This is a genomic window from Cupriavidus sp. FW305-3-2-15-C-LB2 (genome assembly GCF_058787575.1).
Window position 1 is genome coordinate 59832 of record NZ_JBYSZW010000008.1, and the last position, 26897, is coordinate 86728.

General features: G+C 64.9%; 24 protein-coding genes and 2 pseudogenes. 6 read left to right on the plus strand and 20 right to left on the minus strand.

Annotation, left to right across the window (positions count from 1 at the left end; all coding sequences use genetic code 11):
• The first annotated feature begins 321 nt into the window (after nt 1-321).
• The gene (locus tag AC3WRR_RS08550; RefSeq protein ID WP_010810608.1) at nt 322-579 is read left to right on the plus strand and encodes a hypothetical protein; all 258 of its coding nucleotides are present in this window, start codon (nt 322-324) and stop codon (nt 577-579) included.
• Between the two features lie 235 nt (nt 580-814).
• Here the strand turns inward: AC3WRR_RS08550 and AC3WRR_RS08555 are convergent, their stop codons facing one another.
• Nucleotides 815-2008 carry a CaiB/BaiF CoA transferase family protein gene (locus AC3WRR_RS08555; RefSeq protein ID WP_439670646.1) on the minus strand — a complete coding sequence of 398 codons (1194 nt, stop codon included), beginning with the start codon at nt 2006-2008 and terminating at the stop codon, nt 815-817.
• 41 nt (nt 2009-2049) lie between these two features.
• A complete protein-coding gene (locus tag AC3WRR_RS08560; RefSeq protein ID WP_492296677.1) occupies nt 2050-2949 on the minus strand; it encodes an enoyl-CoA hydratase/isomerase family protein in 900 nt (299 codons plus the stop codon).
• Between the two features lie 71 nt (nt 2950-3020).
• Here AC3WRR_RS08560 and AC3WRR_RS08565 point away from each other — a divergent pair, with 71 nt between their 5' ends.
• Nucleotides 3021-3875 (plus strand): LysR substrate-binding domain-containing protein, encoded by an 855-nt coding sequence (locus AC3WRR_RS08565; RefSeq protein WP_010810605.1) that lies wholly within the window; start codon nt 3021-3023, stop codon nt 3873-3875.
• Between the two features lie 14 nt (nt 3876-3889).
• On the opposite strand, the gene AC3WRR_RS08570 is transcribed toward AC3WRR_RS08565, so the two are convergent.
• The 14 genes from AC3WRR_RS08570 to AC3WRR_RS08635 form a co-directional block, all read right to left on the minus strand.
• A complete protein-coding gene (locus tag AC3WRR_RS08570; RefSeq protein ID WP_492296679.1) occupies nt 3890-4936 on the minus strand; it encodes a Bug family tripartite tricarboxylate transporter substrate binding protein in 1047 nt (348 codons plus the stop codon).
• Nucleotides 4937-4986: 50 nt separating this feature from the next.
• Complete coding sequence (locus AC3WRR_RS08575; RefSeq protein WP_492296681.1) at nt 4987-6849, minus strand: acyclic terpene utilization AtuA family protein; 1863 nt, start codon at nt 6847-6849, stop codon at nt 4987-4989.
• Between the two features lie 79 nt (nt 6850-6928).
• Nucleotides 6929-9031 (minus strand): acetyl/propionyl/methylcrotonyl-CoA carboxylase subunit alpha, encoded by a 2103-nt coding sequence (locus AC3WRR_RS08580; RefSeq protein WP_492296683.1) that lies wholly within the window; start codon nt 9029-9031, stop codon nt 6929-6931.
• A gap of 15 nt (nt 9032-9046) precedes the next feature.
• Nucleotides 9047-10213 (minus strand): acyl-CoA dehydrogenase family protein, encoded by a 1167-nt coding sequence (locus AC3WRR_RS08585; RefSeq protein WP_010810601.1) that lies wholly within the window; start codon nt 10211-10213, stop codon nt 9047-9049.
• A gap of 87 nt (nt 10214-10300) precedes the next feature.
• The gene (locus AC3WRR_RS08590; RefSeq protein ID WP_492296732.1) at nt 10301-11854 is read right to left on the minus strand and encodes an acyl-CoA carboxylase subunit beta; all 1554 of its coding nucleotides are present in this window, start codon (nt 11852-11854) and stop codon (nt 10301-10303) included.
• Nucleotides 11855-12315: 461 nt separating this feature from the next.
• Nucleotides 12316-13431 carry a CaiB/BaiF CoA transferase family protein gene (locus tag AC3WRR_RS08595; protein WP_037024070.1) on the minus strand — a complete coding sequence of 372 codons (1116 nt, stop codon included), beginning with the start codon at nt 13429-13431 and terminating at the stop codon, nt 12316-12318.
• A 131-nt stretch (nt 13432-13562) separates the two neighbouring features.
• Nucleotides 13563-14555 (minus strand): tripartite tricarboxylate transporter substrate binding protein, encoded by a 993-nt coding sequence (locus AC3WRR_RS08600; RefSeq protein WP_010810598.1) that lies wholly within the window; start codon nt 14553-14555, stop codon nt 13563-13565.
• Between the two features lie 25 nt (nt 14556-14580).
• Nucleotides 14581-14991, minus strand: coding sequence for a Zn-ribbon domain-containing OB-fold protein (locus tag AC3WRR_RS08605; protein ID WP_010810597.1), 411 nt, complete (start codon nt 14989-14991; stop codon nt 14581-14583).
• 3 nt (nt 14992-14994) lie between these two features.
• On the minus strand, nt 14995-16155 hold the full coding sequence (locus AC3WRR_RS08610; RefSeq protein ID WP_492296685.1) for an acetyl-CoA acetyltransferase: 1161 nt from the start codon (nt 16153-16155) through the stop codon (nt 14995-14997).
• Between the two features lie 7 nt (nt 16156-16162).
• Complete coding sequence (locus AC3WRR_RS08615) at nt 16163-17323, minus strand: acyl-CoA dehydrogenase family protein (protein WP_011615520.1); 1161 nt, start codon at nt 17321-17323, stop codon at nt 16163-16165.
• Between the two features lie 14 nt (nt 17324-17337).
• Nucleotides 17338-18879 carry an acyl-CoA synthetase gene (locus AC3WRR_RS08620; protein ID WP_492292477.1) on the minus strand — a complete coding sequence of 514 codons (1542 nt, stop codon included), beginning with the start codon at nt 18877-18879 and terminating at the stop codon, nt 17338-17340.
• Nucleotides 18880-18892: 13 nt separating this feature from the next.
• Entirely contained in the window at nt 18893-19765 is an 873-nt protein-coding gene (locus AC3WRR_RS08625; RefSeq protein ID WP_492296686.1) for a MaoC/PaaZ C-terminal domain-containing protein, read from the minus strand.
• A gap of 18 nt (nt 19766-19783) precedes the next feature.
• The gene (locus AC3WRR_RS08630) at nt 19784-20698 is read right to left on the minus strand and encodes an SDR family NAD(P)-dependent oxidoreductase (RefSeq protein WP_010810592.1); all 915 of its coding nucleotides are present in this window, start codon (nt 20696-20698) and stop codon (nt 19784-19786) included.
• Nucleotides 20699-20738: 40 nt separating this feature from the next.
• Nucleotides 20739-21725: a Bug family tripartite tricarboxylate transporter substrate binding protein gene (locus AC3WRR_RS08635; protein WP_010810591.1), complete on the minus strand. Its 987-nt coding sequence runs from the start codon at nt 21723-21725 to the stop codon at nt 20739-20741.
• A gap of 124 nt (nt 21726-21849) precedes the next feature.
• Between AC3WRR_RS08635 and AC3WRR_RS08640 the strand changes: the two genes are divergently transcribed.
• Nucleotides 21850-22674, plus strand: coding sequence for an IclR family transcriptional regulator domain-containing protein (locus AC3WRR_RS08640; RefSeq protein WP_010810590.1), 825 nt, complete (start codon nt 21850-21852; stop codon nt 22672-22674).
• Nucleotides 22675-22883: 209 nt separating this feature from the next.
• On the opposite strand, the pseudogene AC3WRR_RS08645 reads toward AC3WRR_RS08640, so the two are convergent.
• The 4 genes and pseudogenes from AC3WRR_RS08645 to AC3WRR_RS08660 all read right to left on the minus strand — a co-directional run.
• Nucleotides 22884-23105 (minus strand): annotated as a pseudogene (locus AC3WRR_RS08645) (FAS1-like dehydratase domain-containing protein); the annotation flags it as partial.
• A gap of 55 nt (nt 23106-23160) precedes the next feature.
• Nucleotides 23161-23929, minus strand: a pseudogene (locus AC3WRR_RS08650) (thiolase C-terminal domain-containing protein); the annotation flags it as partial.
• Nucleotides 23929-24948, minus strand: coding sequence for a hypothetical protein (locus AC3WRR_RS08655; protein WP_492296689.1), 1020 nt, complete (start codon nt 24946-24948; stop codon nt 23929-23931). The gene AC3WRR_RS08655 and the pseudogene AC3WRR_RS08650, both read right to left, overlap by 1 nt.
• A 29-nt stretch (nt 24949-24977) precedes the next feature.
• Entirely contained in the window at nt 24978-25565 is a 588-nt protein-coding gene (locus AC3WRR_RS08660; RefSeq protein ID WP_010810585.1) for a hypothetical protein, read from the minus strand.
• Nucleotides 25566-25594: 29 nt separating this feature from the next.
• Between AC3WRR_RS08660 and AC3WRR_RS08665 the strand changes: the two genes are divergently transcribed.
• From AC3WRR_RS08665 to AC3WRR_RS08675, 3 genes are all read left to right on the plus strand, one after another.
• Entirely contained in the window at nt 25595-26065 is a 471-nt protein-coding gene (locus AC3WRR_RS08665) for an anion permease (protein ID WP_234788213.1), read from the plus strand.
• On the plus strand, nt 25980-26432 hold the full coding sequence (locus tag AC3WRR_RS08670; protein WP_010810584.1) for an anion permease: 453 nt from the start codon (nt 25980-25982) through the stop codon (nt 26430-26432). The genes AC3WRR_RS08665 and AC3WRR_RS08670 overlap by 86 nt, the downstream gene beginning before the upstream one ends.
• A 151-nt stretch (nt 26433-26583) precedes the next feature.
• Nucleotides 26584-26859 carry a hypothetical protein gene (locus tag AC3WRR_RS08675; protein WP_010810583.1) on the plus strand — a complete coding sequence of 92 codons (276 nt, stop codon included), beginning with the start codon at nt 26584-26586 and terminating at the stop codon, nt 26857-26859.
• The last annotated feature ends 38 nt before the right edge of the window (nt 26860-26897 follow it).

The following is a 26897-nucleotide window of genomic DNA, read 5'->3' on the forward strand; positions in this document are numbered from 1 at the left end:
AGCCTGCACCGAATCGATGCAAGGCGAAGCGCTGCAAAACCATGGTGCCACAACACTACTATGAATCTACGCCAGAACTCCCTTGCGCGGTAAGAGTTGCCGGATGGATTCGATCGCCACCGTGCAGTAATGCAGGACTGAATCTGCCTGCCCACCGGCTAGGGCAATCCCCTAGCCTCTTTTCGGAAAAAAGCCCGATTCATATGCTTGTCGCCAAGGCCTACATTTCATTGCACTTGTGCGAAGTTGCGACCCTCAAACTGAAGCGAAAGAAGAATCGTTTCGGTGTTTTTGCAACGACCTGAAATGGAGGTAAGAAAAATGGTAAAGACAGTCATACTGCTCGCTGCGGCGGGTGCGGCGCTTAGTGCCGGAATCGCCTATGCCGGCATCGGGACGCGGGATGTCTACACTGACGGCGCCAGCGTGATGGGGCCGCGAGACCCATATTCCGATGGGGGCAAGACCACAAAGTTTGACGTCTATTCAGACGGGGCGAAAGTCTCGGATAGGCGCGACGTGTACACCGATGGCGCGAGAATCACCAACCGCGATGGACTCGTTGACCACAGCATGTAAGGAACTACAGAAAAGAGTGTCCCCTCAAAAAATTCGTGGCCGGGACTCAGCGTCTCCGGCCACAGACCAGCACCTCCCCCAAGTAACAGCCTCGGGGGATTTTTTTGCCGTGAGCGGAGCGGTATTGCCGAGGCCGCTGCAGCAGTCAACAGCAAAAAAATCGCTCCGACCGATGGCCGGATTTCAGTGCGGCCATGATGTCGCCAGTGTGCGGCTCCGCTGTCGGGGTTGCACCTTACGGAGTGCGCTTGCGCTGAAGCGCCACCCCCTGCTCGAGCAGCTTTTCGATCTGTGATTCCGTAAGGCCCGCCTCGCGCAGCACCTCCACCGTGCTCGCGCCGATCTCTTGCGGAGCTTCACGGTACGTTGCCGGCGTGCGGCTAAGCTTGACCGGCGAAGCGACCGACTTGAATTTTCCAATTTCAGCCACCATGCCCCGGTGTGCCGTGTGCGGGTGGTTCAGCGCCTCGACCACGTTGTGGATGACACCGCACGGCACGCCAACTGCCACCAGGCGTTCGAACAGCGACTGCGCTTCGAAGCGGCTGAAGGCGGCCTCAAGATCGCGCTTGAGCTCGAAACGATGCACGGCTCGCTGAGCATTGGTTGCGTAGCGCGCATCGACCGCCAGTTCCGTTCGGTCCACCGCTTCGCACAGCCGCTGAAACTGGCCATTGTTGCCGACCGCGAGATAGATGGGCTCGGTGGCAGTGGCATAGGTGTCGTAGGGCGCGATGTTCGGATGGCCATTGCCAGACCGCATCGGAGCCTTGGCGGTGAAGAGCGTGTTGATGGAGTGTGGGTATAGGGAGAACAGAGCGTTGTCATACAGTGCCGACTCAATGGACTGTCCTTTACCGCTGCGCTCACGCTCATGCAAGGCCAACAACACCCCGATCACGGCGCTCAGACCAGTCGTCACATCGATGATCGGCACCCCAACGCGCGTGGCCGTTCCATCCGGGTCACCGTTGATGCTCATGATGCCACCGAGCGCCTGTACCGCGGCGTCGTAGCCGGGCAGCCCACCGAGCGGCCCCGTCGCACCGAAGCCCGTGACACGACAATGGATCAGCCTTGGAAAGCGCAAGGAGAGCACGTCGTCGTACCCCATCCCCCAACGCTCCAGGGTGCCGACCTTGAAGTTCTCGATAAGCACGTCCGCTTCGGTGAGCAGCTGCATCAGTACTTCGCGTCCTTGCGGCAACGCGAGGTCGAGGCACACAGTGCGCTTGTTGCGATTGATGCCCGCGAAGTACGAAGCCATGCCAGCCTCATTAAAGGGCGGCCCCCAGGTGCGCGTCTCATCGCCCATCGGACCTTCCACCTTGATCACGTTGGCACCGTGATCCCCGAGGATCTGCGCACACAGGGGACCACCAAGTACGCGGGACAGATCCACGACCTTCAAGCCTTCCAGCGATGCCATGATTTCCAACCTCCGAAAAGTTGACGTTCGACGCGTGTGGTTCAGTTCGCCGCAAGCGGCGGCAGTTCGGCCCCCACGTTCCAGAGCGCCGGCCTGCGCTCCCGGGCGGCTGTCACGCCTTCCACCGCTTCGGAGCGCATCTGCTGCGCAAACTTGACGGAGGCAGTGTCCAGGTAGTGCGTCAATGCCTCGTGCGACTGTGCCGAAAGTGGGCGCATCTGCGTCAGAAGGCACTTGGTTGCAGCGCTGGCTGCGGGTGCCGTGGCAACGACGGACCCCAGAATTTCCCGCACGCGCGCAGGCAACGCCTCCTCGGATTCGGCAAGGTAATCCAGCAACCCGAGACGGTGGGCCTCCGCGCCATCGATCCGTTCACCGGTGAGCATGAGGCGGCGCGCTACTTGAACGCCAATGCGTGCGCTGACGAAAGGCAGGATTTGCCCGGGCACCAGGCCAATACCGGCCTCTGGAAAGCCGAACCGGGCCGCGGGTGAACCGATGGCGATATCCACCGCGCATACAAGGCCCGCGCCTCCGCCCATGGCTGCGCCGTGCACACAGGCCACCGTGACCTTCGACGACCGGATGAGCCGGGCAAGGAACTCGCCATAGCGCCGGTTACCCACCGCGATGGGATCCTGGCCATCCGCGCCGGGCTTGACCGCCAGGCGGTCCGAGATATTGCCGAGATCCCCACCAGCACTGAAGGCCTTGCCCGCTGCGGTGAAGAGGATGATCCGCACGTCATCCATTTGCTCGGCCTGATCAACTGCCTTTGACAAGGCCGCAACCATGTCGGCGCCCAGTGGATTCCTCGCATCGGATCGGTTAAGCTCGATGCGAAAAACGGGTCCGTGAACGACGGTGCGAACGAACGGTGCGTCCGTGATGGCAGACGGCCCTGTAGCTTCGATGGGTGTGGAGGATACGCTGGAAGTCACGCTGTTCAATCCTGAATGTTAATGTTGGGAATCACGACAACTTGCAAGCGGCAGCCGCAACGCTATTCGACATGAGCTTTCGCAACCTTGACATCGGCCTGCTTCGCACGTTCGTTGCCGTGGCAGAGAAAGAAAACTTCGCTGTGGCGGCAGAGCAGGTCTTCCGCACCCAGGCGGCCGTGTCGCAGCAGATGCAAAAGCTGGAGACCGCGCTCGACTGCGTGTTGTTCGAGCGCGTTGGACGCAGCAAACGCCTGACCACGGCGGGCACCAGGCTCCTGGACTACGCGCGTCGCATCGTCGGCCTGAACGATGAGGCTTATCGCGCCATGACCCAGAGAGCCTTCGACGAACCGGTGAAAGTCGGAGCTTGCGCGGATGCCGTCGACTCGCTCATTCCCGAATACCTGAAGATGTGTGCAGAGGTTTTTCCCGGCCTGCGCGTGGACATCCAGGTTGGCCGCCGCCGTTGGCTGACCTCGTCCCTGCGCCGCGGCGAGATTGACCTGGTCGTCATGCTTGACCCTGTGCCCAACCCGGAGTTCGATCAGGTCGTGCTGCGCACCTCTCCCGTAACCTGGATCGCAGGCGCGCGATACCACCATCAGCCCGGCGCGCCGGTACCGCTCGTGCTCATCGAGGGGGCCTGTCCGTTTCATAGCATGGCAATCAAGTCCCTGTCGGACGCGAACATCCCCTGGCGTGTCGCTTTCCAAACCTCGACGCTGGCGGGTATCCGGGCGGCATTGCGAGCGGGCATGGGGGTCACGCCTCGCACCGTGGAGATGCTGGCCCCTGACCTGAAGGTCCTGGACCCTCACGCCGGCATGCCAGCGCTGCCGACCATCAGCTACCGGCTCTATGCGCGCACCGACAAGCTTAGCGAGAGCGCACTGGGCATCAGCCGCCTGATCTCGCCGCGCTGAACGTGCTATGGGCTTCATGGCTGCTGCATTCCCGCGTCAATGATGATTTTTCCCCAGAGCTTGGTGTCGCGCCGCTGCAACTCCTGCAGATGCATCGGGGCAACCTTGGCCGGAATCAGGCCCTTGCCGATGAGGAAATGACGACCATCGGGCGAGTCCAGCGTATCGGCGATCCAGCGCGACAACAGCCTGGCCACAGGCTGGGGAGTCGACGCGTTAGCGCTCCAGATGCCGATCCACGAACTGACGTCAAAGTCCGGGAATCCGCTTTCCGCCAGTGTCGGCACATCAGGTAATGACTGCACTCGTTCGGAGCTGGAGATTGCCAGGGCGCGCACGGTTCCGGCCTGGATCTGCGGCAGCGCGGTGACCATGTCGCACAGGTAGTAGTCGAACTGGCCGCCAAGCAGGTCCGTCATGGCCTGGCTGCTGTTCTTGTACGGAACGCTGACTGCCTTGACGCCTGCTCGTTGCTTGAACAACTCCCCGCTGATACGGCCTCCCACGTTGGCGCTCGCAAAGGAAAGCGGATTGCTCTCCTTCCTGGCCCATGCCAGGAACTCCTTGAACGTTGCTGCGTGAACACGCTTTGGATTCACGAGCAACACGAAGGGTGTGCTGGCCATTGTGGCCAGCGGCGTGAAGTCCGCTTCCGGGTCATAGGGAAGTTTGCGGTAGATGGTGGCGTTTGCCGCGTGCGTCGATGAGCCGGACACCAGCAGCGTGTAAGCATCGGTCGACGCGCGGACTGCAGCGTCGGCTGCAATGTTGCCGTCAGCACCGGACTTGTTTTCTACGATCACGGGCTTGCCGGCACGCCTGGAGAGTCCGTCGCTCACGAAACGCGCGATGCTGTCCGAAGCCCCGCCGGCGCCGTAAGCAACGATGATGCGCACCGGCTTGTCGATGCGATCAGTGCCGGGAGTGGACGTTGGCTGGGCGCTGGCTGCAGCGCCCCACAGGATGGCACCCAGCGCGCTCACGGCGACGCGGCATCGTCGCTTGGCGAGCCGCCGCGTGGTGCTCTGAGCTTGGTAGTCCGGTTGCTGTGTCGCTTGCATGGCTCATGTCTCCTGGTTCGTTGTCGGTCGCAAAGTGCCCTGCCGCCCGGTCAAGGTGTGGGCGCTGTCCCCGCTGTCCCCGCCGCCGTTTCTGGCAGAAGGTCCGCGGGACATTCGATTTCCATGTCCAGCAGCATCTGTGCATAGCACTTGCCCAGCGGATCGGAACGCAGGCTGCAGGAACCACCGCCACCCAGTGCCTTTTCCAGTACAAAGTTGAAGGCGCCGATTTCCGGCAGTTCGTAGCGTTTCACCGGGCCTTCAATCAGATGCGCAAAGTAGTCGCGTACCCTCTGCGCCGTCGCCTGCGCGCTGACCACAGGCAGCCACGCAGGATCGCGCACCATCAATCCGATGTTGGCATCGTTGCCTTTGTCGCCGCTGCGCCCGACCGCCAGTGTGCCGAGCGGAATACGCACGAGGCCGCGCGCGTCCTGCCGCGGCTCGTCCCCAGGCGGTCTCCAGGGCGTGTGCGAAGTCATTGCCGGCCGCTCCGAGGGCACACCACACGCCGGCACCGCCACCGTTGTCGCCGGCTCGTCAGCCAGCCTCCATTGCACCGTCACCTCCTGCTTGGGGAGCAGGAACGAGGCCGTGCGGATCACACTCTGGATATCCGAACGCCCGCCAAAGTGGCTGCGCGTTCCCGGCCCCATGGAGGTGCCGGCTGACGCCGCCTCCTTCTGCAAGAACGTCAACGCTTGCTTGTCATCGTGCTGGGCAGCAATGCGCAGCACCACCTCCCGGCTGTCTCGTACGCGACGATGCGGCCCGTACATGGATTCGGCGCCTAGCAACTCCACCAGGGTGTCGCTGTAGTCGGCATGGCCGGCCTTGGCCATCAGGCCGCGGCTACGCGCCAGCAGCGCTTGCGCCGTACGCTCGGCCTTCTCCAACGCCCGCTGTCCGCGAATGGCCATCATCAGTGCAATCTGGTAGCCCTGCTGGTAGGTCGCTGTCACCTTGTAGCAATCGCCGGGCGCCCTTCCCCGCGCCCCACTGACGCGCACGCGGCCGCCACTGGCTTCGAAGCCCGGCAGGTCCTCGATGCGGACCTCGGAGAAATCGCAGACCACATCAGGCAGCGCATAGGCCTGCGGATCACCGATCTCGTAGAGCAGCTGCTCGCCCACGGTCTGGCGCGTCACCAGTCCGCCCGCGTCAAACGGCTGGTAGAGCTCGAATACGCCGTCGGCTGTCATGCGCACCAGCGGGTAGCCAATGTTGGTCCAGTCCGGTACGCGCTCCCAGTCCGTGAACAGCCCGCCCGTGGCCTGCGCCCCGCACTCCACCAGGTGGCCTGCAAGGCTGCCCTGCGCCAGCCGGTCGTAGTCCTGCATCGACCATCCGAACTCGTGGATGGCAATGCCAAGCAGCGCGGCACTATCCACGCAACGGCCGGTGACGACAATGTCCGCGCCGCCGTCCAGTGCCTCGGCAATGGGCAGGGCACCGAGGTAGGCATTGGCCGACATCAACCGCGGGAGGCTGGCATCGGCCTCGTCACCGGGCCAAGGCAGGAATCTCCCCTGAAGTGCCAGCACGTCGTCGCCGGATACGATCGCCACCTTCAGCTCCAGCCCTTGCTCTCGCGCCAAGGCAAGGATGGCATCGCGGCAGCCTGCCGGGTTAAGGCCGCCTGCGTTGGACACCAGGCGCACCCCATGCTGCTTCAGAGCCCGCAGGTTGGGCCTCAGCGCCGCGCTGACAAAATCCGTTGCATAACCCAGCTCCGGCGCCCGAAGGCGCGCTCGCTGAAGGATCGCCATGGTGGTCTCGGCCAGGTAGTCGAAGACGAGGTAGCCCAGTTCCGGCTCCTGCAGCAATTGCGGGACGGCAATCTGCGAGTCGCCCCAGAATCCCGATGCGCCGCCAATGACAACCGCGCGGCCGGACTTTGCGTTTTGGCCCATTCATGCTCTCCTGTAGTGTGTGCGGACGTGCTTGTGGTCGTGCCCCGCGGGTCCGATCTGCGTTTCGGCTTCCGTGCAGTCAGGTCGCCTCCTGGGCTTGGATGGCACCCTCCTCGGCGCCCGTGCCGACTTCGATCAGCACCTGGCCGGCATTGAGCTGCATACCCTCCTGGACAAGCAGGCGCGCAATGCGTCCCGTGCTTGGCGCGGCCAGGGGCATTTCCATCTTCATGGACTCCATGACGGCCAGGGTCTGGCCTCGCTCGACGGCGTCGCCCTCACCCACCATGACGGCGATCACGCGCCCGCTCATCGGCGCCCGCACGCTGCCTCCCTGCGTCTCGCCGTCGCTGGCCTCGAAGCGCGCCAGCCGCCTGAACACGAAGGTATCCGCGCCATCCTGCAGCCACCATTCGTCGCGCCGAGGCGAGTCGCACAGCAGCTGGCGGTACACGCCATCGACGGCCAACCCGAGCGTGCCGCCATGTCTCCCGGCTGAGCCGGCGATCGGCGCCCAGTGCACATTGCCGACGCTGCAGACAGGCTCGTCGTCACACGCTTCGGAACGCTTCCCGTCGCGCGCGGGCACCGCTGCGCCAGCCCGGAAGCTGATGAGAACTTCGCCCCCGTCATCGGACGGCCGCAGTTCGACTGCGCTGGCCGTCCCTTGCGCGGCGGCGCCTGCGTTGAGCGCATGGGTCGCGTCCACGAGCCACAACGCCCGCGTCTGCGCCGGGCCAGCCGGCAGCCGGCGAATGCCAGATGACTCGCGGCCGACTGCGCCTGACAGCAGCAAGGCCGCCGCGGCGCGTGCATGCACCGACGGCTGTGCTCGCCAGGCCGGGCCGCCCATGTCTTCGCCCGCCAGGAAGTCGGTAGTGACTTCACCGGTCACGAAGCGTGAATGACGCAGACAGCGGGCGAGCAGGCCAAGGTTCGTTCGGACGCCCAGCAGCGCCGTGCGCTCGCAGGCCCGGACCAGGCGGTTGATGCTTTCCTCGCGCGTCTCGCCCCAGGACATGATCTTCCCGACCATGGAGTCGTAGTCGGAACCGATCTCCATGCCGTCCTGCAGCGCGCTATCAACGCGGATGTCGGGCGACGGCCGCCAGACGTCGACGCGGCCCACCTGAGGCAGAAAGCCCGCCGCAGGGTCCTCCGCACACAGCCGCACCTCGATGGCATGGCCGCGCATGCGTACATCCTCCTGCCCGAACGCGAGCCGCTCACCCTGGGCAATGCGCAGTTGCTGCTCCACCAGGTCCAGCCCCGTGACCAGTTCTGTCACGCCGTGCTCAACCTGGAGCCGCGTGTTCATCTCCATGAAATAGAAGCGTCCTTTTCCGTCAAGCAGGAATTCGAGCGTGCCGGCGCCCGTGTACCCGATGGCCTCGCAGGCGCGCACAGCGACCTCTCCCATCGCGCGGCGCAGCTCGGCGTTCACCGCGGGCGAAGGGGCTTCCTCGATGAGCTTCTGGAAGCGCCGCTGTGTCGAACAGTCGCGCTCACCGAGGTGCAAGCAGCGACCATGTTCATCGCACAGCACCTGGATCTCGATGTGTCGTCCCCGTTCGATGGCGCGCTCGATGATGATCTCGTCAGAGCCGAATGCGCCTGCCGCCTCGGAGCGCGCCTGTCGCAGCGCCGCCAGCAAGGTCGAGGCATCGCGCACGACCCGCATGCCGCGGCCGCCCCCGCCTGCCGCCGCCTTCAGGATGACCGGGAAGCCGATACGCTCGACCGCAGCGATTGCCTCCTCGTCGGTCGCGCAGCCCTGTTCTCCTGGCACAGTCGGCACGCCGGCTTTCTGCATGGCGAGTTTTGCCTGGGCCTTGTTTCCCATCAACGCAATGACGTCTGCAGAGGGCCCTACGAAGGTAATTTCCGCATCGGCGACCGCCTGCGCGAATTCCGCGTTCTCAGACAGGAATCCATAGCCCGGATGTATCGCCTGGGCTCCGGCGCGCCGGCATGCCTCGATCAGCGCATGGGCATGCCGATAGCTGCGGGCAGCCTCGGCCGGTCCAATGCGCACGGCCAGATCGGCCTCGCGCACGTGGAGGCTGCGGGCATCGGCGTCCGAATAGACGGCGACCGTGCGCAAGCCGAGCTTGCGCGCGCTGCGCAGGACCCGCAGTGCGATTTCTCCGCGGTTGGCGACAAGCAGTGTGTCAAAGCGCATGTGACTCTCCGTTGATCAGGCCGCCCGTTTCGGCAGGATCCCCATGTGCTTGCAGATGATCGTCAGCATGATCTCGTCGGCTCCCCCGCCAATGGAGATCAGCCGCAGGTCCCGCCAGGCGCGCGATACACGGTTGTCCCAGGTGAAGCCCATGCCGCCCCAGTACTGCAGGCAGGAATCGGTCACCTCACGGCACAAGCGGCCGGCCTTGAGCTTGGCCATGGATGCCAGCTCGGTCATGTCGCCGCCCGACATGTGCACCTGTGCCGCGCGGTAGATAACGGATCGCAGCAGCTCGACTTCCGTCTTCAGCTCAGCCAGCCGGAAATGGACCGCCTGGTTGTCCAGGATCGAGCGCCCGAATGCCTTGCGCTGACGGGTGTATTCAATGGTTTCGTTGATCGCATTGGTGAGCGCGGTGACCCGGCGGGTAGCGCCACTGAGGCGCTCCTCCTGGAACTGACGCATCTGGTAGGTGAAGCCCATGCCCTCATCTCCGATGCGGTAGCGCTGGGGCACGCGAACGTCGTCGAAAAATACCTGGGCGGTGTCGGAAGACCACATGCCGACCTTCTTGATCTTGTTCATCGTGATGCCGGGACGCAGCTTCCCGCCTTCCCTCAGCGGCAGGCAGATGAGCGACTTGTTGCGGTGGATATCTCCATCGCTGGTGTTCGCCAACAGGCACATCCAGTCGGCTTGCAGCCCGTTCGTGATCCACATCTTGGAGCCGTTGATCACATAGTCGGAGCCATCCTTGCGCGCCGTGGTCTTCAGCGATGCCACGTCCGAACCGGCACCCGCTTCCGACACGCCCAGGCACACCACGAAGTCGCCCGCGACGGTCGGCTTGAGAAAGGTCTCCCGCAATTCGTCGGAGCCAAATCGCGCCAGCGCCGGAGTTGCCATGTCAGTCTGCACCGCGATGGCCATGCCGACGCCGCCTGCGCTGATGCCGCCGATGGCCTCGCAAAAGGCAATCTCATATGAGTAATCCAGCCCCATGCCGCCGAATTCCACGGGCTTGTTCACGCCGAGATAACCCGCCGAGCCGAGCTTCTTGAACACTTCGTGCGCGGGAAAGATTTCGTCAGCCTCCCATTTTTCGACATGGGGTTCGATCTCCCGGTCGATCAGCTTGCGTACGCTATCCTGCAGCGCGATGTGGTCGGGGGTCATCATCTTTCGTGTCTCCTTGTGGTTCGAAGGGATGGGGCGCGGCAAGCCGCCCGGCACGCGAAGGTGCCGGCGCGCAGCGCCGCCTTGTGGCTAGAGGCGGGCGACGCCGAACTGCATCGGTTGCACGGTGCGGTGCTTCGCCTGTTCCACCGTGGCCAGGGCCATGCCCAGCCAGGACCGCGTGTCTCTCGGGTCGATGATCCCGTCATCGAGCAGCAGGCTGCTGGTGTGGATCGCGCTGGATTGACGATCGAAGGTAGCGACGATGTCGCGGCTCTCGGCCTCGATCGCCCGTTCGTCGGCGGAGTTTCCGCTGCGGCGGGCGGCGTTCTCGGCGACCAGCCGCATGGTCATGGCGGCCTGCTCGCCGCCCATGACCGCCGTGCGCGCATTCGGCCAGGAGAAAAGGAAGTCGGGGCGAAAGGCGCGGCCGCACATGCCATAGTTGCCGGCGCCAAAGGACGAACCGCACAATATGGTCAGGCGCGGCACCGGCGCATTGGACAGCGCCTGGATCAGCTTGGCGCCGTGCTTGATCATCCCCGCCTGCTCATGCTCGCGCCCGACCATGAAGCCGGTGATGTTCTGCAGGAAGACAAGCGGCCGGCCCAACTGCACGCACGACTGGATGAACTGCGCCGCCTTGGTGGAGCCATCGCAGTCGAGCGGCCCATTGTTCGTCAGGATCCCCACGTGGTACCCCTGGATACGGGCATGACCGCAGACGGTGTGAGCCCCGTACATCGCCTTGAATTCCCTGAAGCGGGATCCATCGACAATGCGCGCAATCACTTCGCGCATGTCGACGGGCGTGCGGGTGTCGACCGGCATCAGCCCCAGCAGGTCCCCGGCAGGCTCAAGGGGCTCGTCCCAGCTCTCGCCGCCCGGCACATCGCGCCAACCGATCGTATCCATCACCTCTCGCAGGCAGGCAATGCCATCAAGATCGTTGTCGGCGACGTGGTCGGCGAGGCCGGAGACGCTGGCGTGCATGTCGGCCCCACCGAGCTCCTCATCGCTCGCCTCCTCGCCTGTCGCGGCACGCAGCAACGAGGGCCCGGCCAGGTACGCATGGGCCTGGCGCCGCACCATGATGACGTGGTCGGAAAGTCCCGGCAGATAGGCACCACCAGCGGCCGAAGATCCATGGATGAGAGACACCACCGGCACGCCGGCCGCGGACAGCCGCGCCAGGTTGTAGAACATGCCGCCACCCACGACGAAGCGTTCGACCCGGTATTTGCGCAGGTTCCCCCCCGCGCTTTCGACCAACTGGACAAATGGCAGCTTCTGGGCAAGCGCAATCTCCTGCGCCCGAATCAGCTTCTGGCCGGTCAGCGCCTGCATCGCACCGGCGCTGATGCCCGAGTCGTTTACCGCGATCATGCAGCGCACCCCCTCGATATAGCCGATGCCGACTATGAGTGCCGCACCGGGTACGCTGGTGGCCGGGTCCGGATCTTCGAGGCCGCAATACCCGGCCAGGGTCATGAGTTCAAAGAACGGGCGGTCGGCGTCCAGCAGGTGCGCCAGCCGCTCCCGTGGCAACAGCTTGCCTCGGGCATGAAATGAATCTGCCGCCCTTGCAGATTTTCTGACCGTCCGTTGCTCCAGTTCCCGCACCTGGCCCAGCATCGCCAGCATGTGCTCACGGTTGCGTTCGGCGCCTGACGTCAAAGGACGTGCGCCTGAAATCGTTGCGTCCTGAGTGATATTGTTCTCTGCCATCTTCTGCCCTTGTGGCCATCGCATGCTGGCTCGTACGTGGATTCGAAGCGTGTCTGACTGCTGCATGATGGCCTCCTGGCACGAGAGCTTCCAGTTAGAAATTCATCCCGATTTGATAAGAAAACCTTATGTTTTCTCGCGAAAGTGCCTCACGCGGGAACGTGCAGCCGCACTCGCCGCCTGCCATGCCATGGCATCGCGTCGACAGCAGCAGACGCGGCATAGCGCGGAGCCGTCAAGGCACCGTTCAGGATCGAGTGGGAAATTTCGGGAAGCAGCAGCCCGCGGTCATGCCGCGGTGGAAGCCGAGACGTCATGGCCATCGGCCAGCGCGCAACCGCGCCGGCCGGCTCTTGGCCTGGCCAGCGCATCAACAATCAGCCGGTCTTCCAGATGCCGCTGGGGTGGCTGGCGTTTGTTGCGGCCATAATCTCGCCAGTGTGCTGGCCGCGCCGTGGAATCGCGCCCGCCGCCATGGCCTTGCCATCGAAGCGCGGCGCGGGGGCAGCCTGCAGATGGCCCTCCGCTTCGAAGTAGACGCCCCGCGCGGCAAGGTGCGGATGCCCGGCGGCCTCTTCCGGGCTCAGCACCGGGCCGAAACAGACGTCGGTGTTTTCCAGCAGAGCGCACCATTGCGCGCGAGTCCTGGTGGCAAAGAGTTCTTCGAAGTGCCGATGCAGCTCCGGCCAACGCTCGCGGTCCCATTGCCGGGCGAAGCGCGGATCCTCGGTCAGGCCCAGCTTTTCCAGCAGCAGCGCGTAGAACTGCGGCTCGATCGAGCCGAGCGTGACGAACTTCCCGTCCGCGCAGCGGTAGGTCGAATAGAAATGAGAGGCATCGTGGATATTGTTGCCGCGCTCGCCGGTGATGAAGCCCTTGCGGCGCGTGGACAGCAACAGCTGCAGCATATGGGCCGAGCCATCCACGATGGATGCATCCACCACGGTTCCCTTTCCGGTGGCGCGGGCGTTGAGGATGCCTGACAGCAGGCCCACCGCCAGGTAAAGCGCGCCACCGCCGACGTCGCCCACCACGGTAATGGCCGACGACGGCGGCTCTGCCGGTGTGCCGTGGTAGTACAGCGCGCCGGAAAGCGAGATGTAGTTGTTGTCATGCCCCGCGGCCTGCGCCATCGGGCCGCTCTGCCCCCATCCTGTCATGCGCCCGTAGACCAGGCGGGGATTGCGTTGCAGGCAGACATCCGGGCCCAGCCCCAGGCGCTCCATGACGCCGGGGCGCATGCCTTCGATCAGCGCGTCGGCATCCTGGATCAGTGCCAGCACCAGCTCACGCCCTTCGGCCGTTTTCAGGTCGGCAACCACCGAGCGCTTGCCCCGGTTCAGCACGTAGCCTTCGGTGGATAGCGCCGCATCGTTGGCCGGTGCCGCGCGTTCCACGGCAATCACATCGGCGCCGAGATCGGCGAGGTGCATCGCGCAGAACGGGCCTGGACCGATCCCGCAAATCTCGACAACTTTTACACCGGAAAGCATGAACGATCCCCCTGATTCAGCATGAAAGTGAAGGTCTTCCGTACAGTACGTTGGAGTCTTGGAGGCTATCAGCCGTCCGGCCAGGCGCGGCCTCCCCGGAACAGGGAGGGCGGCCCGGCCTGCGACACCGCTCAGTCAAGCGTGATGCGCGCGTTGGCCGCGATCCGTCCCCAGATCTCGGCGTCGCGCCGCATCAGCTTCAGGAATGCCTCGGGCTCCAGCGTTCCCGGCTCCAGGCCTTGCTCACGAATCGCCGTTTGCATGGCCGGCTTGGCCAGGATTGCCAGCACCGCCGCGGATAGCTTGTCCTTCACCGCCTTCGGCGTCGCCGCCGGCACGAACAGGCCATACCAGCCGTTTGGCTCGAAATCGCGGTAGCCCAGTTCGGTAAAGGTCGGCACCTCCGGCAGCAGCGCCAGCCGGCGCTCGCCCGTGACGGCCAGTACCTTGATCTTCGGGGAGTTGAGCGCGGCCTTGCCGCTGGCCACATCCACAAACCCGGAACTCACCTGCCCACCCAGCAAGTCCTGGATCAGTGGCGAGCCGCCCTTGTAGGCCACGTGGGTCAGGTCGACGTCCCCCTGCATCCGCAGCAATTCCCCGTGCATGTGGGAGGAGGTGCCGTTGCCGTAGGAGCCGTAGCTGATCTTGCCAGGCGTGGCCCGGGCCGCGGACAGCAGCTCGCTCACGCTGGCAACGCGGGTGGATACCGGAGCGGCAAATACGTCCGACGAGAGCGCCAGGCGCGCCAGCGGCGCGAAGTCGCGGAAGGTGTCATAGGGCAGTGACTTGTAGACGCCCTGCAACTGCACCAGCGGCGTTGCGCCCAACAGCAGCGTATAGCCGTCCGGTGCAGCCTTCGCGACCGCGCCTGTGCCAATCGCGCCGCTGGCACCGGGCCTGTTCTCGACCACCACCGTCTGGCCCCACATCGCCGTCAGCTCGCGGCCGAGCAAGCGGGCCACGGTGTCGGATCCGCCTCCGGCCGGGAATGGCACGACCAGCCGGATGGGCTTTTGCGGATAGGCAGAATCGTCAGCGGCGTGCGACCAGGCCGGCAGTGCGGCGATGCACGCCAGCGCGGCCAGGGCAGCACGCCGCCGCGGCACAGTGATGATGGGCATGGGCCCTCCTTGGGGCAGGATTGGGTCAGTCGATCAATTCGAACTGCGGCAGGCTCACGTCGTCACTCGCCTTCTCGAACACCACTCGCACGCGCTTGCCGATAGCAATGGCCTCGGGCGATGCGTTGAGGATGTTCGCCATCATGCGCACACCTTCGTCAAGTTCGACGATGGCAACGGCGTACGGCAGCCGCGCCTTCATGAAGGCATTGGGTGCGCGATGGTTGATGGTGAAGGTATAGATCGAGCCAAAGCCGCAGACCTCCGTCCAGTCGACCTGGTCCGATTCGCACGCAAGGCACAGCGTGCGCGGATAGAACTGGCGGTGGCCACAGGCGCTGCAGCCTTGCACCACCAGCCGGCCCTGCGCCGCCGCATGCCAGTAGCCTTCGGTGATCTCGGTGGGACGCGGCAGGGGACGTTGTGCTTCGCTCATGCTTCAGACTCCGAGGATCATGGTGGTGTTGCAGGAGAAGACCAGTCCGGGCGCATGGCACAGCGCCAGTTCGGCATCAGGCAATTGCCGCTCGCCGCACTCCCCGCGCAACTGGCGCACGGCCTCGATCAGCACGAACATGCCGAACATGCCAGGGTGGCCGTAGGAAAGGCCGCCGCCGGAGGTATTGATGGGGAAGCGGCCACCCGGGCCCAGGGCGCCATCGGCGACGAAGGCACCGCCCTCGCCTCGCTTGCAAAAGCCCAGTTCTTCCAGCGACTGGATGACGCCGATGGTGAAGTGGTCATAGATCTGCACCACGTCGATGTCTTCGCGGGTGACGCCAGCCATGCCGAACGCTTCGTCCGCCGTCTCGGCGACGCGCGTATCCAGCCAGTCCGTCGTGCTGAACGGGGTGTAGTGGTGCGAGAAGGTCTCGGCTGCGCCCATCACATAGACCGGCTTCGACTTCAGGTCTCGGGCACGATCGGCGGAGGTGATGATCAGTGCGCCACCGCCATCCGTGACGAGGCAGCAGTCACGCGTACGCAGCGGCGACGCGATCACGGGCGACGCCATGACCTCCTCGATGCTGGTTTGCTCGCGCCGGTATGCCTTCGGGTTCAGCTGCGCCCAGCGCCGCGCCGCCACTGCCACCTCGGCGAGATCCCTGGACGTGGTGCCGTAGCGATGCATGTGCAACTGGGCAACCATTGCGTAGTAGCCGATCGGGCTGAGCTGGCCATAAGGCGCGATGAACTGGCCACGCGGCGAGTCCGGCGTATCCGCGGCGACGGCGCCACTCTTGCGCGAGCCGTCGGACAGTTGCGTACTGCCATAGGTCACCAGCGCCACCGAACACATGCCGGCGGCAATGGCCGCCATCGCATGGCGGATGTGCATCAGGTTGGACATGCCGCCGACGTTGCTGGAGTCGACGTACCTTGGCTGGATACCGAGGTATTCGGCCAGCTGCACGGTGGCAAAGCGGTCATCGGTATGCGCAAAGACGGCATCCACATCGCGCAGCGACAGCCCCGCGTCCTGCAGCGCCAGCCGCGCGGCCTGCGCCTGCAACTCCAGTGCCGTCTTGCCGGGCACCTTGCCCAGGTCGGATTCCGCGGCACCCACGATGGCGACCGAGCGAGAGAGGTTCTTGGTCATGGTGAATTCAGAGTGCGCGCGCGATGACTTCGCGCATGATTTCGGCCGAACCGCCGTAGATCCGGTTCGGACGCACGTCGGTGTAGGCACGGGCGATGGGGTACTCGCGCATATAGCCGTAGCCGCCAAAGAACTGCATCAGGTCATCGATGGCCCGCGTGGCCTCGCCGGCCCAGTACTTGGCCATGGCGGCACCATCGGGCGTCAGCGTGCCGGCCAGGTATTGTTCAAGGCAGCTGTCGACGAAGGCACGCGTGGCACACGCATGCGTCTTGATTTCGGCCAGGCGGAAGCGGATGAACTGGTTGTCGATCAGCGCCTTGTCGAAGGCACGGCGTTCCTTGACATGCGCGATGGTCCAGTCAAGCGCCACCTCCAGCGCCACGGCGCAACGCAAGGCGATCAGCAGGCGCTCACGCACCAGCCCGCTCATGGCGTAGCCGAAGCCGGCATTGCGCTCGCCGACCAGCATGTCGTCCGGCACGAGGACGTCCTCGAAGAAGAGTTCAGCGGTGTCCTGGGCCTTCTGGCCGATCTTGTCCAGCAGGCGGCCGCGGCTGAACCCGGGGCTGGTGGTGTCGACCCAGAACAGGCTGATGCCGCGCGCACCGGCGGCCGGCTCTGTCTTGGCGAACACCAGCACGCGGTCAGCGTGGTAGCCATTGGTGATAAAGGTCTTCTGGCCGTTGAGCCGGTAACCACCATCCACCTTGACAGCGCTGGTGCGGATGGCTTTCAGGTCACTGCCAGCCCCCGGCTCGGTCATCGCGATCGATCCAACCACATCGCCGCTGGCCATGCGCGGCAGGAACTCACGCTTCTGCGCCTCGGTGCCGAACTCCAGCAGGTACGGCGCGACGTTCTCCGAGTGCGTGGTGAACCCCGTCACGCCGCTGGCCAGGGCCCGGGCGATCTCTTCCACCACGATGGCGCTGTGCAGGAAGTCGCCGCCGGCACCGCCGTAGGCTTCGGGCAAGCCGGGGCACAGCAGGCCGTGGGCGCCGGCATCGCGCCAGAGATCGCGCGGAACCAGGCCGGCGGCTTCCCATTCGGCGTGTCCGGGCATGACCTTGTCAGCCAGGAAACGGGCGACGCTGTCGCGGTACATCTCGTGCTCCGGCGCGAACATCTTGCGCGGCGCGTGGTAGCTGGCTTCTTGTCGGGACATGGCATCAGTTGCGCTCAATGCGCGATTCGGTTTTCGGTTGGCCAGTAGCTGGCCTTGACGGCGCGCTTGAGCAGCTTGCCGGTTTCGGTGCGCGGCAGCGCCGCGACGAAGTCGACCGAGCGCGGGCATTTGATTGGGGAGATCCTGCTGCGGCAAAGCGCGATCAGTTCTTCGGCCAGGACCGGCGACGCCCGCTCAGGCTCGTGCAACTGGACCACCGCCTTCACTTCCTCGCCGAACTCGGTATTCGGCACGCCGACCACCGCCACGTCGAAGACCGCCGGATGGCTCATCAGCACGTTCTCGGATTCCTGCGGATAGATATTGACGCCGCCAGAGACAATGGTGTTGGCAAGGCGGTCCGTGAGGTAAAGGAAGCCGTCGGCATCGACGTAGCCGACGTCCCCATAGGTGGCCCACCCACGGTCGTTATAGACCTGCCGGGTTTTCTCCGGATCATTGTGGTAAGCAAAGGTCCCGCCGCCGGAGAAGTAGACCACGCCGGTCTGGCCCTGCGGCACTTCATTGCCATCGTCGCCGACGATGTGTACCTGCCCGAACTCGGGCCGTCCGACCGACCCCTTGTGCGCGAGCCATTCCACGGAGTCCAGCGAGGTGCGCCCGACCAGTTCGGTGCCGCTGTAGAACTCATAGAGGATCGGCCCCCACCAGTCGATCATCTGCTGCTTGACTGAGATCGGACACGGCGCGGCGGCGTGGATCGCATAGCGCATGGTGGACAGGTCGAAGCGCTCGCGCTCCGCCGCAGTCAGCCGCAGCAAGCGCACGAACATGGTCGGCACCCACTGGCTATGGGTCACGCCGTAGCGCGCGATCGCATCCAGCGCCGCCAGCGGCTCGAACTTTTCCATCATGACCGAGGTGCCTCCGGCGCGCATCGTGGCCATGTTCCAGCGCACCGGGGCAGTGTGATAGAACGGCGCGGTCGACAGGTAGACCGTATCGCGGTCCAGCGACTTCCAGCCCAGGCGAGCGTCATCACCGGTGCGGAAAAAAGCGTTGGCGCCTTGCAGTGGACGCTTGATGCCCTTGGGCCTGCCCGTGGTGCCGGAAGAATATGAGAAGTCAGTTCCCTCCACCGTGCGCGGCAACGTGACCTCGGCCGGCATCTGCTCCAGCCACGCTTCATAGTTGCTGTAGCCCGGCTCGCTCCCATCCAGAAGCACCCGCGTGACCCGAAGCGATGCCAGGGCGCCGGGCGCAAGGTCGCCAAGGGTCTGCGCCGAGCAGAACAGTACCCGGGCGCCACAGTCCTGCACGATGTACTCCACCTCGTCGGCTTTCAGGTGACGGCTGATCGTGGTGTAGTACAAGCCGATCCGGTGCGCGGCCCAAAGGATCTCGAAATAGCGGACATGGTTCTCCAGCAGCACGGCAATGCCGTCGCCCTCGCGCAGACCGGCAGCCAGCAGTGCGGCAGCGCACTGTCGCGAACGCTGCTCCAGTTCGGCCCACGTCACCGCCTGGCCGGACGGCACCATGCGGTAGGCAACCCGGTCGGGCGTGGCACGGGCGAATTGCTCGATCACGGACATCTTGACTCCTTGATTACGGATGCAGGTCGGCGACGCCGTGGCTCAGCACGACCACATTGCGCTCGTCTGCGAGCGCACGGAACCGGACCTGCCCTTCGCCGCGCCACATCTCCACGCGCAGCGTTTCACCAGGCACGAATGGCGATGAAAAGCGCACCGAAAGGCTGGCCAGGCGCGACGGATCGCCACCGCAAGCCTGCTTCAGCAGCGCCCGGCATGCCATGCCGTAAGTGCAAAGGCCATGCAGGATCGGCCGCTCGAAGCCGGCCTGCCGGGCGGCGGCGGGCAGTGCGTGGATGGGATTGCGATCGCCATTGAGGCGGTACAGCAAGGCCGCGGAAGGCTGGGTCGGCATCGACATGATCATGTCAGGCGCGCGCTCCGGCACCGCCGGCAATGGCTCGAGCGGTGCATCGCCGGGCGTGGCGGCGCAGGCAAAGCCACCATCAGCCCGGCAGAACGACACATGCTCGACGGTCGCCAGCAACTCGCCGCTGGCCTGGTCCTCGATGCGCCGCTCAGTGACCACCAGCGCGCCCTTGCCGGCGCCCTTGTCCACCACGCGGCTGACGCGCGTCTGGCTGCGTACCGCGCCAGACGCCGCGGGCACTGAAAAAAAGCGCATCCGGTGCTCGCCGTGCAGGATCTGCATCCAGTCGATGCCCGTACCCGGGTCGCTTGCCCATGCACCTGGCGCGCCGACGGTGGCGAGGAAGGTGGGCACCACGCTCAGTCCTTCCTCAAAGACAAAGGGCAAGTCCGCCTCGTCCATCGGATCGGAGCCAAAGCCGAGGCTCAGCGCATAGCGAATGTTGTCATTCGCCGCATAGCTGGAAACCTGGTCAAAGAACGCCCACGAGCGCAGGCGGTGATAGTCGATGGCCATCGCTGCGTACCTCCGTTCTCAGATCGGGTCCCAGGAAAACACCTCGGGCGAGCGCTCCAGCGGCGTGAAAGCGCGCTTCACCGCCGGCACGGCATGCTCCGCCAGCGTCTCCAGCGTCCAGCCTTCGGCGCGATGCACAGACGCCACCGGGCGCGGCTGGCTCATGACGATCAGCTCATTGCCGCGCACGGCCAGCACCTGGCCATTGACGTCCGCCGAAGCATCGCCAGACAGGAACGCGGCAACCGGGGCAACCTGCTCCGGCTTCATCGCCTGCATCCGCTCAAGGCGCTTCTTCTCGGCCTCGGTTTCGCTGGGCAGCGTGCCGATCAGGCGGCTCCATGCGAACGGGGCAATACAGTTGGAACGGACATTGAAGCGGGCCATGTCCAGCGCGATGGATTTCGACAGCGCCACGATGCCAAGCTTGGCGGCGGCGTAATTGGCCTGCCCGAAATTGCCGACCAGGCCGGTGGTGGAGGTCATGTGGACGTAGGTGCCGCCTTGCTGTTCCTTGAAATAAGGCGCCGCGGCACGGCTGACAAAGTAAGCGCCGTTCAGGTGCACATCCAGTACCGCCTGCCATTCAGCGGTGCTCATCTTGTGGAAGATGCGGTCGCGCAGGATGCCGGCGTTGTTGATCACGCCATCGATGCGGCCGAACTCGCGGATGGCGGTATCGACAATGGCCTGCGCGCTCTCCGCAGTCGCGACCGAATCGGTGTTCGCCACAGCCTTCCCGCCGGCTGCGCGGATCTCGTCAACCACCTTCTGGGCTGGTCCGGCATCACTGCCCTCGCCGCTGCCGCTGGAGCCCAGGTCGTTGACGACCACCCTGGCGCCCTGCGCGCCGAGCAGCATGGCAATGGCACGGCCGATGCCATTGCCGGCTCCGGTGACGAGGATGACCTTGTCCTTGAAATTGTTTTGCATGGCGTTGTCTGCAAGAAGAGAGTGATGAATTTGTTCGCGCTTACTCGGGCTTGATGTTGCCGTCCTTGATGACCTGCTCCCAGCGGGCTTTTTCGGCGCGCACGAAGCTGTCGAACTGCCGCGTCGACCCGCCCGCGGCCGTACCGCCCTGCTGCGCCAGCTTCTCGCGCAGAGCAGGATCGGCCAGCGCCTTGTTGACGGCAACATTCAACGCCTGCACCACCGCGGGCGGCGTTCTGGACGAGACAAAGAGGCCGAGCCAGACCGAAACGTCGAAGTCGCGGTAACCGGATTCGGCCATGGTCGGCGTATCCGGGAGTTCCGGGGCACGCTGCCTTGTCGTGACCGCAAGCGCGCGCAGCTTGCCGGCTCGCACCAGCGGCAATGCGGTGATGAGGTTGTCCACCATGAAATCGACTTGCCCCGCCACCAGGTCGGTCAGCGCCGGCGATGCGCCCCGATAGATCACGTCGACGGCGGTAATGCCGGCGCGCTGCTTCAGCAGGTCCCCGGCGAGATGGCCGGAAGAACCGCTCGTCGACACCGCCATGGACAAGCCGTTGGGGCGCGTCCTGGCATAGGCCGCCAGCTCGGCAATGGTCTTGACCGGCAGTTTCGGGTTGACCACCACGACGTCCGGCATCGTCAGCACATGCGCCACCGGTGCAAAGTCCTCGAACTTGTAAGGCAGCTTGTCGTGCAATGCGTAGTTGGCCGCATTGGGGCCAAGGCTGCCCATCACCAGCGTGTGGCCGTCCGGTTCCGCGCGCAGCATGGCCTGCATCCCGATCACGCCGCCCGCGCCAGGCAGGTTCTCCACGACGACGGGCTGCCCCAGCTGCTCAGACAGAGTCTTGCCGAGCAGGCGGCTGGTCAGGTCAAGGATGCCGCCGGGCGAACTTGGCGCGATCAGGCGCAAAGGACGCTTGGCCTGGAAGGTCTCGGGGGACGGGTTGGCGAATGCAAGGCCCGAGGTGGACACGACAGCGAGGCAGGCTAGCGCCTGGCAAAGAAAACGCCGCTTCATGGTTGTCTCCTGTTTAATTTTTTTCGGACATTTATGTCCGCCTAGCGGTCATTGCCGCCCGTTTTTTCGAACTTTACGTCCGGCCTTGCTACAATGTCAACCTGAAATCAGACCTCGTACAGACATGACTACTACCGACAACGATGGCTTCGTACGCTCTTTTGCCCGCGGACTGGCCGTGATCCACGCGCTCGGGCGCAGCGGCACGCACACCGTTGCCAGCATCACGGCATCCACTGGCCTGCCGCGGACCGTGGTGCGGCGGATCCTGCTCACGCTGTGCGAGCTGGGCTATGCGGCGGAATCCGAAACGCGGGGTTTTCGCCTGACCCCGAAGATCCTTACCCTCGGCATGACCTACCTGACCTCGCTGCCCTTCTGGGGGCACGCGCAACGCGCGCTGGAAACCCTGTGGACGCAGGTCACCGAGTCGTGCGGCATGTGTGTGTTCGACGGGCACGATGCGGTATATGTCCTGCGCATTCCGTCGCTGAAGATCCGCTCACTGGGGCTTGGCGTGGGCAGCCATGTGCCGGCCTTCGCCACAGCACCAGGCCGGGCGGTGCTGGGCTTCCAGACCACGGAATTTCTCTCGCAGTTTCTCGACGAGGCCTCCCTGCGGGCCTACACGGACCGCACCGTGCACGACAAGGCAGCATTGCTTGAAGCGTTCGCTGCCGTGCGCCGCGATGGCTATGCGTGGGTGGATGGAGAATTCGACCAGCACATCGCAGGCCTCGCCGTACCGGTACGCGACGAACACCACAACGTGGTGGCATCGATCAGCGTCAACCTGCCCTCGGGCGAAGTCACGAGGGAGGAAGCGGTGAAGCGCTTCCTGCCGCCCTTGCGAGCGGCCGCGGAACAGTTGACTGGCCTGGCGCCGGCATTCCTGAACCCGGTCGTGGTGCCCACGCAGCGTGAAGCAGCGGTCAGCATGCAAGCTTGAGCAGGCTGCATGCCAGCAAACGCCGACTTCCAGTGCTGCTTGCGAAGTTCGTGCTTGAGCACCTTGCCGACGCTCGACAAAGGCAACGCCTCCACGAATTCAACGCTGCGGGGGACCTTGTAGCTGGCAATGCGTTCTCGGCAGCTTGTCGCCAACCTTCACGTCGGCGAAACGGGGGGCTTGCATGGTTCTGTTCTCCTTGTGCGCGATCAGCCGCGGCGTTCCACCAGGGTGCTGCGCATGTCGGCGACATGTTCGCCGTCCTGGTTGGTCACGCGGGTGGTGTTGACGACAAGATGCAGCGCGCCCCCCTTCTTGTCGTAGACGTCGCTGACCGTCGTGTCGAAGTGCAGCGTGTCGCCGGCGTAGGCCATGCGGTGATAGTCGAAGGCCTGTTCAGCGTGCAGGATGCGGCCCAGGTCCACTTGCAGCACCTTCATGCGGTCGATGCCCGATGCGGCCGACACATCGCTGTTCAGGCACATGAAGAAGCCCACCCGACGGGTTGACCACGACCTTGCCGCCGTAGGTGTTGTCACCGTCCCGCACCATCATCTCGGCCTCGCCGGCCCTGGCGAAGCCCAGCGACTCATAGCTCAGCAGTTCGTTCTGCGCGAAGCAATCGTGCAGTTCGCAGACCTGGATATCCGACGGGCCGACGCCGGCCTGCTCGTACACGGCCTGCGCGCCCGCCTCGGCCATATGGAAGCCCACCAGGCCGATCATCGAAGGCGGCTCGAAGCTCGGGGCCACGTCGGTGGTCAGCGACTGGGCCAGGATGCGCACGTCGGTGCGCAGGTTGTGCTTGTTCGCGAAGGCTTCGGTGCAGACAATGGCAGCGGCGGCGCCGCAGGTCGGCGGGCAGGCCATCGAGCGGGTCATCACGCCGGGCCACATCACCTTCTCGGCCATCACGTCTGCTTCCGTGACGACGGTGCGGAACACGGCCAGCGGGTTGTTGGCAGCGTGGCGGCTGGCCTTGGCGCGGATCCTGGCGAAGGTCTCCAGCCTGGTGCCGTAGCGCTGCATGTGCTCGCGGCCGGCGCCGCCGAACAGCGTCAGCGCGCGCGGGCACGCCGGCCTCGACCGCATCCTGCACCATCGGGGCGGCGATGTTGGTGAACTCGACCATGGCCGCCTCGCGGTCAGTCCACGCGCTCTTCAGCGGGCCCGGCTGCATGAACTCGAAGCCCAGCGCCAGCGCGCATTCCACCGCGCCGCTCTCCACTGCCTGGCGCGCCACCATCCCCGCTGTCACAGCAGCCGCTCCGCCTCCTCGATCAGGGCGGTCGGCGACAGCATGTCGCCACGCGCGAACCGCACCAGTGCGATGGATCGCACCAGTGGAGGATCGCCCGGGACGTGGGCAGTGAGCAGGTCGATGTCGTATGCCGGCCCCGCGCTGTCCGCCGCGAGCAGCACGTTCATGGCACTAAGCCGCAAGTGTCTTTGCTCGATGGAAAAGCAGGAGCGTGCGTCCGCCAGGACCTCGGCCAGGCATTCCAGTTGACGGTCAAGCGCCCCGGTTTCGGGGCCGAGCTGCGCAAGTTCCTGCTCGTTCGCGGCAATCTGCCCGCCCAGGGCGGCCTGCTCGCCGGGACTTGCGTCGGCATCGCCGCCGAGCACCGAACGCATGCCGGTGCCTTGCTGCTGGAGCAGGCGCAGGCGCGCCACCAGCAGCGCCTGCTCGCGCGCGAGCACCTCGCGGCGTGACTTGCCGGCAGCGAAACGGGCGAGACCCTCCATGCTGAACTGATCGAACATGCGCCGGACAATTTCCTCGCGCAGCGCGGCCTCGCTGCGAGCGATGATCCTGACCTTGTGATCGCCGAAACTGACGGTGGTTTGCGGCACTTCCGTGCGCATGACATCCCCTTCCAGCGCAACCCCGAGCGTGCGCCGCTCGGTCATCGCCATCCCCAGCACCGCAAACGCCTGCGGCGCATCGGGCGACTGTTCGAAGAACGCGCGCAGTTCAGGAGAGCGGCTGAAGGCCAGCGGCACGTCACGCGGCGCGCCGAAGAAGGCGTGAACATAGGGATCGTCACCCCATGCCTGCATGCTGGCTTCCCGCGGCGCGGGAAGACCCTGGACGAGTTCGCGCACGTAGTCCTGCGCTTGCTCGAGCGCAGGCCGAAGCCGCTGCTGGTAGCGTGACACCAGCCGCAAGCGCGGATAGATCCGGGTCACGCGCTCGGTCAGCTCGGCAATCTCCTGCTTGCCGTGCGCATGGACTTGCGCATTGCGCCAGCGCAACCACCGCAGAAAACCCATTGGCATGCTCCCACCCGGCGCCGCCTTACTCAGCGGGCACGCCTGGGCGTGACAGAAATGGCAAGGGCTTCGGTGTAGACGGCCTGCACCTGGTCACCGCGTCTAACCGCCTTCAGTTGCTCCGGATCCTCGACATGCACGTCCACCGTCTTGCCCTTTGGCCCCTTGAGCGTCACCATGCCGGTCTTGGCGTTGACGGCCACCACATCGGCAGTGACCGTCACCTCGCGCCCGACCATGCCGCCGGGCTTGGCGCCAGGAGCGGCCCGCTCGGCGATCTCGCGTTCGGTGCTGGAGCGCATGCCGCTCTGCTTGGCGAGAGCCACTGACAAGGCCTGCGTGTACTCGACGGTGACCATGTCGCCCACGCGGAGCTGCTCGAAGTTGCGCACGTCCTCGCCGACCTGTACGTCCGTGACCTTGCCCTGCTTGTTCTTGAGCGAAATGGTGCGCGTGGCGGCATCGATGGCCACCACCGTGGCAGTGGCCTTGACCGTGCCGGTGGTCCTGGTAGCCCCCACGCCCGACACCGTGTCCACGCGCGTCTCGGGCTGTGCCAGCACCGGAAGAGTTGCCGCGGCAAGTATCGCCGCCACGATTAGCTTGCTGGGATGCATGACTTACTCCTCGAGCCCCGTCTGCTGGCATGCCGTCGTTCGGCGGCGCCGGCACGACGCCGGCGCTTCTACCGGAAAGGTCTATAAACCATAGCATACGAACGGTTATTCGCCTGCCCCGCGTCCCTCACGCCACATTTGACGTCGGCGTTCACGGACTGGCCCCTGAGCGCGGAGGTGGTCATCATCGATGTTGCGCGAATCCGGGCCGAAGGCCAGGCGCTGGAAGCTCCCCCGCCGCGAAGCCAGCGGCCCCCGCAGGGCATCTCAAAGATCTCTGGAGATTTCTAGTCCCGGTGGGAATCGGCATCGTGCTCTGGTTCCTGCCGGCGCCGGCCGGCCTCGCGGTGAAGGCGTGGCACATGTTCGCGGTATTTGTCACCACCATCGCCGGCATCATGACCGCCCCTGCCCATGGCGGCCGTCGCCATCATCGGCGCCAAGGAAATCATCATGGCGGCAATTTTCCTTGGCTTGCTGGTGCTCTGGATTTTCGGTGAGGACCTGGCCATCGGCGCAACGCTGGCGGCGGCTCTCGGCGTCTCGCTGCTGTTCATCACCGGCGTGCTGACCTGGGAGGATGCCCTGAACGAGAAATCCGCCTGGGACACCATGATCTGGATCGGCCTGCTGATCATGCTGGCCTCCAAACTCAATGAGTACGGCATGGTTGCCTGGTTCGGCAAGGAGTTCGGGGCACACCTCGAGGGCTTCCACCGGCTGGCCGTCTATATGCTGGTGGCGGCGATCTATTGCTACGCTCACTACTCCTTCGCCAGCGCCACGGCACACATCAGCGCCCTCTTCCCGCTATCCATGGCGCTGATGGTCGCGGCCGGTATCCCGCCTTTCACCGCGGCGCTTTGATCGCGCATGCGCTAACAAGCACTTTTCATATTCTTTGGTTGGCGGAGCAAATCGCGCTAACAATAGCTTACATACACGGACATCCGCTTGATTTACCCTCCGCTGCCTGAACCTTGCCCGCCCGGGCCCACCACACGAAAAACAGGCAAAAATGAAGAAGATCCACGCGTACCCGCTGATGGCAATCGCCATGCTGACCGCCTCGGGGGCCGCCTTTGCGCAGCATGTCGTCGGGGGGATGGGCGAGGAAGTCAGGATCGGCGCGTTCTCCGGTCCGACGCACCGCACCGACAGCAGTCGCGGCACGCCCACTGGGCGCAGGGACAATACGGCAAAGCCAGGCCGGCAAGCCGCCGATCCGCGTAGCGCACGTCCGGTCAGCACGCGCGGACCTGCACCCACGCTTCCCGGCAAGCATTTGCCATAGCCGCGCACAGGCGAACCTCACCGAAGCCAACCTGGCAC

Bases quoted from the DNA above. Each gene is read 5' to 3' on its own strand.
- AC3WRR_RS08550 (WP_010810608.1), top strand. From the start codon at position 322: ATGGTAAAGACAGTCATACTGCTCGCTGCGGCGGGTGCGGCGCTTAGT.
- AC3WRR_RS08555 (WP_439670646.1), bottom strand. From the start codon at position 2,008: ATGGCATCGCTGGAAGGCTTGAAGGTCGTGGATCTGTCCCGCGTACTT.
- AC3WRR_RS08565 (WP_010810605.1), top strand. From the start codon at position 3,021: ATGAGCTTTCGCAACCTTGACATCGGCCTGCTTCGCACGTTCGTTGCC.
- AC3WRR_RS08570 (WP_492296679.1), bottom strand. From the start codon at position 4,936: ATGCAAGCGACACAGCAACCGGACTACCAAGCTCAGAGCACCACGCGG.
- AC3WRR_RS08575 (WP_492296681.1), bottom strand. From the start codon at position 6,849: ATGGGCCAAAACGCAAAGTCCGGCCGCGCGGTTGTCATTGGCGGCGCA.
- AC3WRR_RS08580 (WP_492296683.1), bottom strand. From the start codon at position 9,031: ATGCGCTTTGACACACTGCTTGTCGCCAACCGCGGAGAAATCGCACTG.
- AC3WRR_RS08585 (WP_010810601.1), bottom strand. From the start codon at position 10,213: ATGATGACCCCCGACCACATCGCGCTGCAGGATAGCGTACGCAAGCTG.
- AC3WRR_RS08590 (WP_492296732.1), bottom strand. From the start codon at position 11,854: ATGCTGGCGATGCTGGGCCAGGTGCGGGAACTGGAGCAACGGACGGTC.
- AC3WRR_RS08595 (WP_037024070.1), bottom strand. From the start codon at position 13,431: ATGCTTTCCGGTGTAAAAGTTGTCGAGATTTGCGGGATCGGTCCAGGC.
- AC3WRR_RS08600 (WP_010810598.1), bottom strand. From the start codon at position 14,555: ATGCCCATCATCACTGTGCCGCGGCGGCGTGCTGCCCTGGCCGCGCTG.
- AC3WRR_RS08605 (WP_010810597.1), bottom strand. From the start codon at position 14,991: ATGAGCGAAGCACAACGTCCCCTGCCGCGTCCCACCGAGATCACCGAA.
- AC3WRR_RS08610 (WP_492296685.1), bottom strand. From the start codon at position 16,155: ATGACCAAGAACCTCTCTCGCTCGGTCGCCATCGTGGGTGCCGCGGAA.
- AC3WRR_RS08615 (WP_011615520.1), bottom strand. From the start codon at position 17,323: ATGTCCCGACAAGAAGCCAGCTACCACGCGCCGCGCAAGATGTTCGCG.
- AC3WRR_RS08620 (WP_492292477.1), bottom strand. From the start codon at position 18,879: ATGTCCGTGATCGAGCAATTCGCCCGTGCCACGCCCGACCGGGTTGCC.
- AC3WRR_RS08625 (WP_492296686.1), bottom strand. From the start codon at position 19,765: ATGGCCATCGACTATCACCGCCTGCGCTCGTGGGCGTTCTTTGACCAG.
- AC3WRR_RS08630 (WP_010810592.1), bottom strand. From the start codon at position 20,698: ATGCAAAACAATTTCAAGGACAAGGTCATCCTCGTCACCGGAGCCGGC.
- AC3WRR_RS08635 (WP_010810591.1), bottom strand. From the start codon at position 21,725: ATGAAGCGGCGTTTTCTTTGCCAGGCGCTAGCCTGCCTCGCTGTCGTG.
- AC3WRR_RS08640 (WP_010810590.1), top strand. From the start codon at position 21,850: ATGACTACTACCGACAACGATGGCTTCGTACGCTCTTTTGCCCGCGGA.
- AC3WRR_RS08655 (WP_492296689.1), bottom strand. From the start codon at position 24,948: ATGGGTTTTCTGCGGTGGTTGCGCTGGCGCAATGCGCAAGTCCATGCG.
- AC3WRR_RS08660 (WP_010810585.1), bottom strand. From the start codon at position 25,565: ATGCATCCCAGCAAGCTAATCGTGGCGGCGATACTTGCCGCGGCAACT.
- AC3WRR_RS08665 (WP_234788213.1), top strand. From the start codon at position 25,595: ATGCCGTCGTTCGGCGGCGCCGGCACGACGCCGGCGCTTCTACCGGAA.
- AC3WRR_RS08670 (WP_010810584.1), top strand. From the start codon at position 25,980: ATGGCGGCCGTCGCCATCATCGGCGCCAAGGAAATCATCATGGCGGCA.
- AC3WRR_RS08675 (WP_010810583.1), top strand. From the start codon at position 26,584: ATGAAGAAGATCCACGCGTACCCGCTGATGGCAATCGCCATGCTGACC.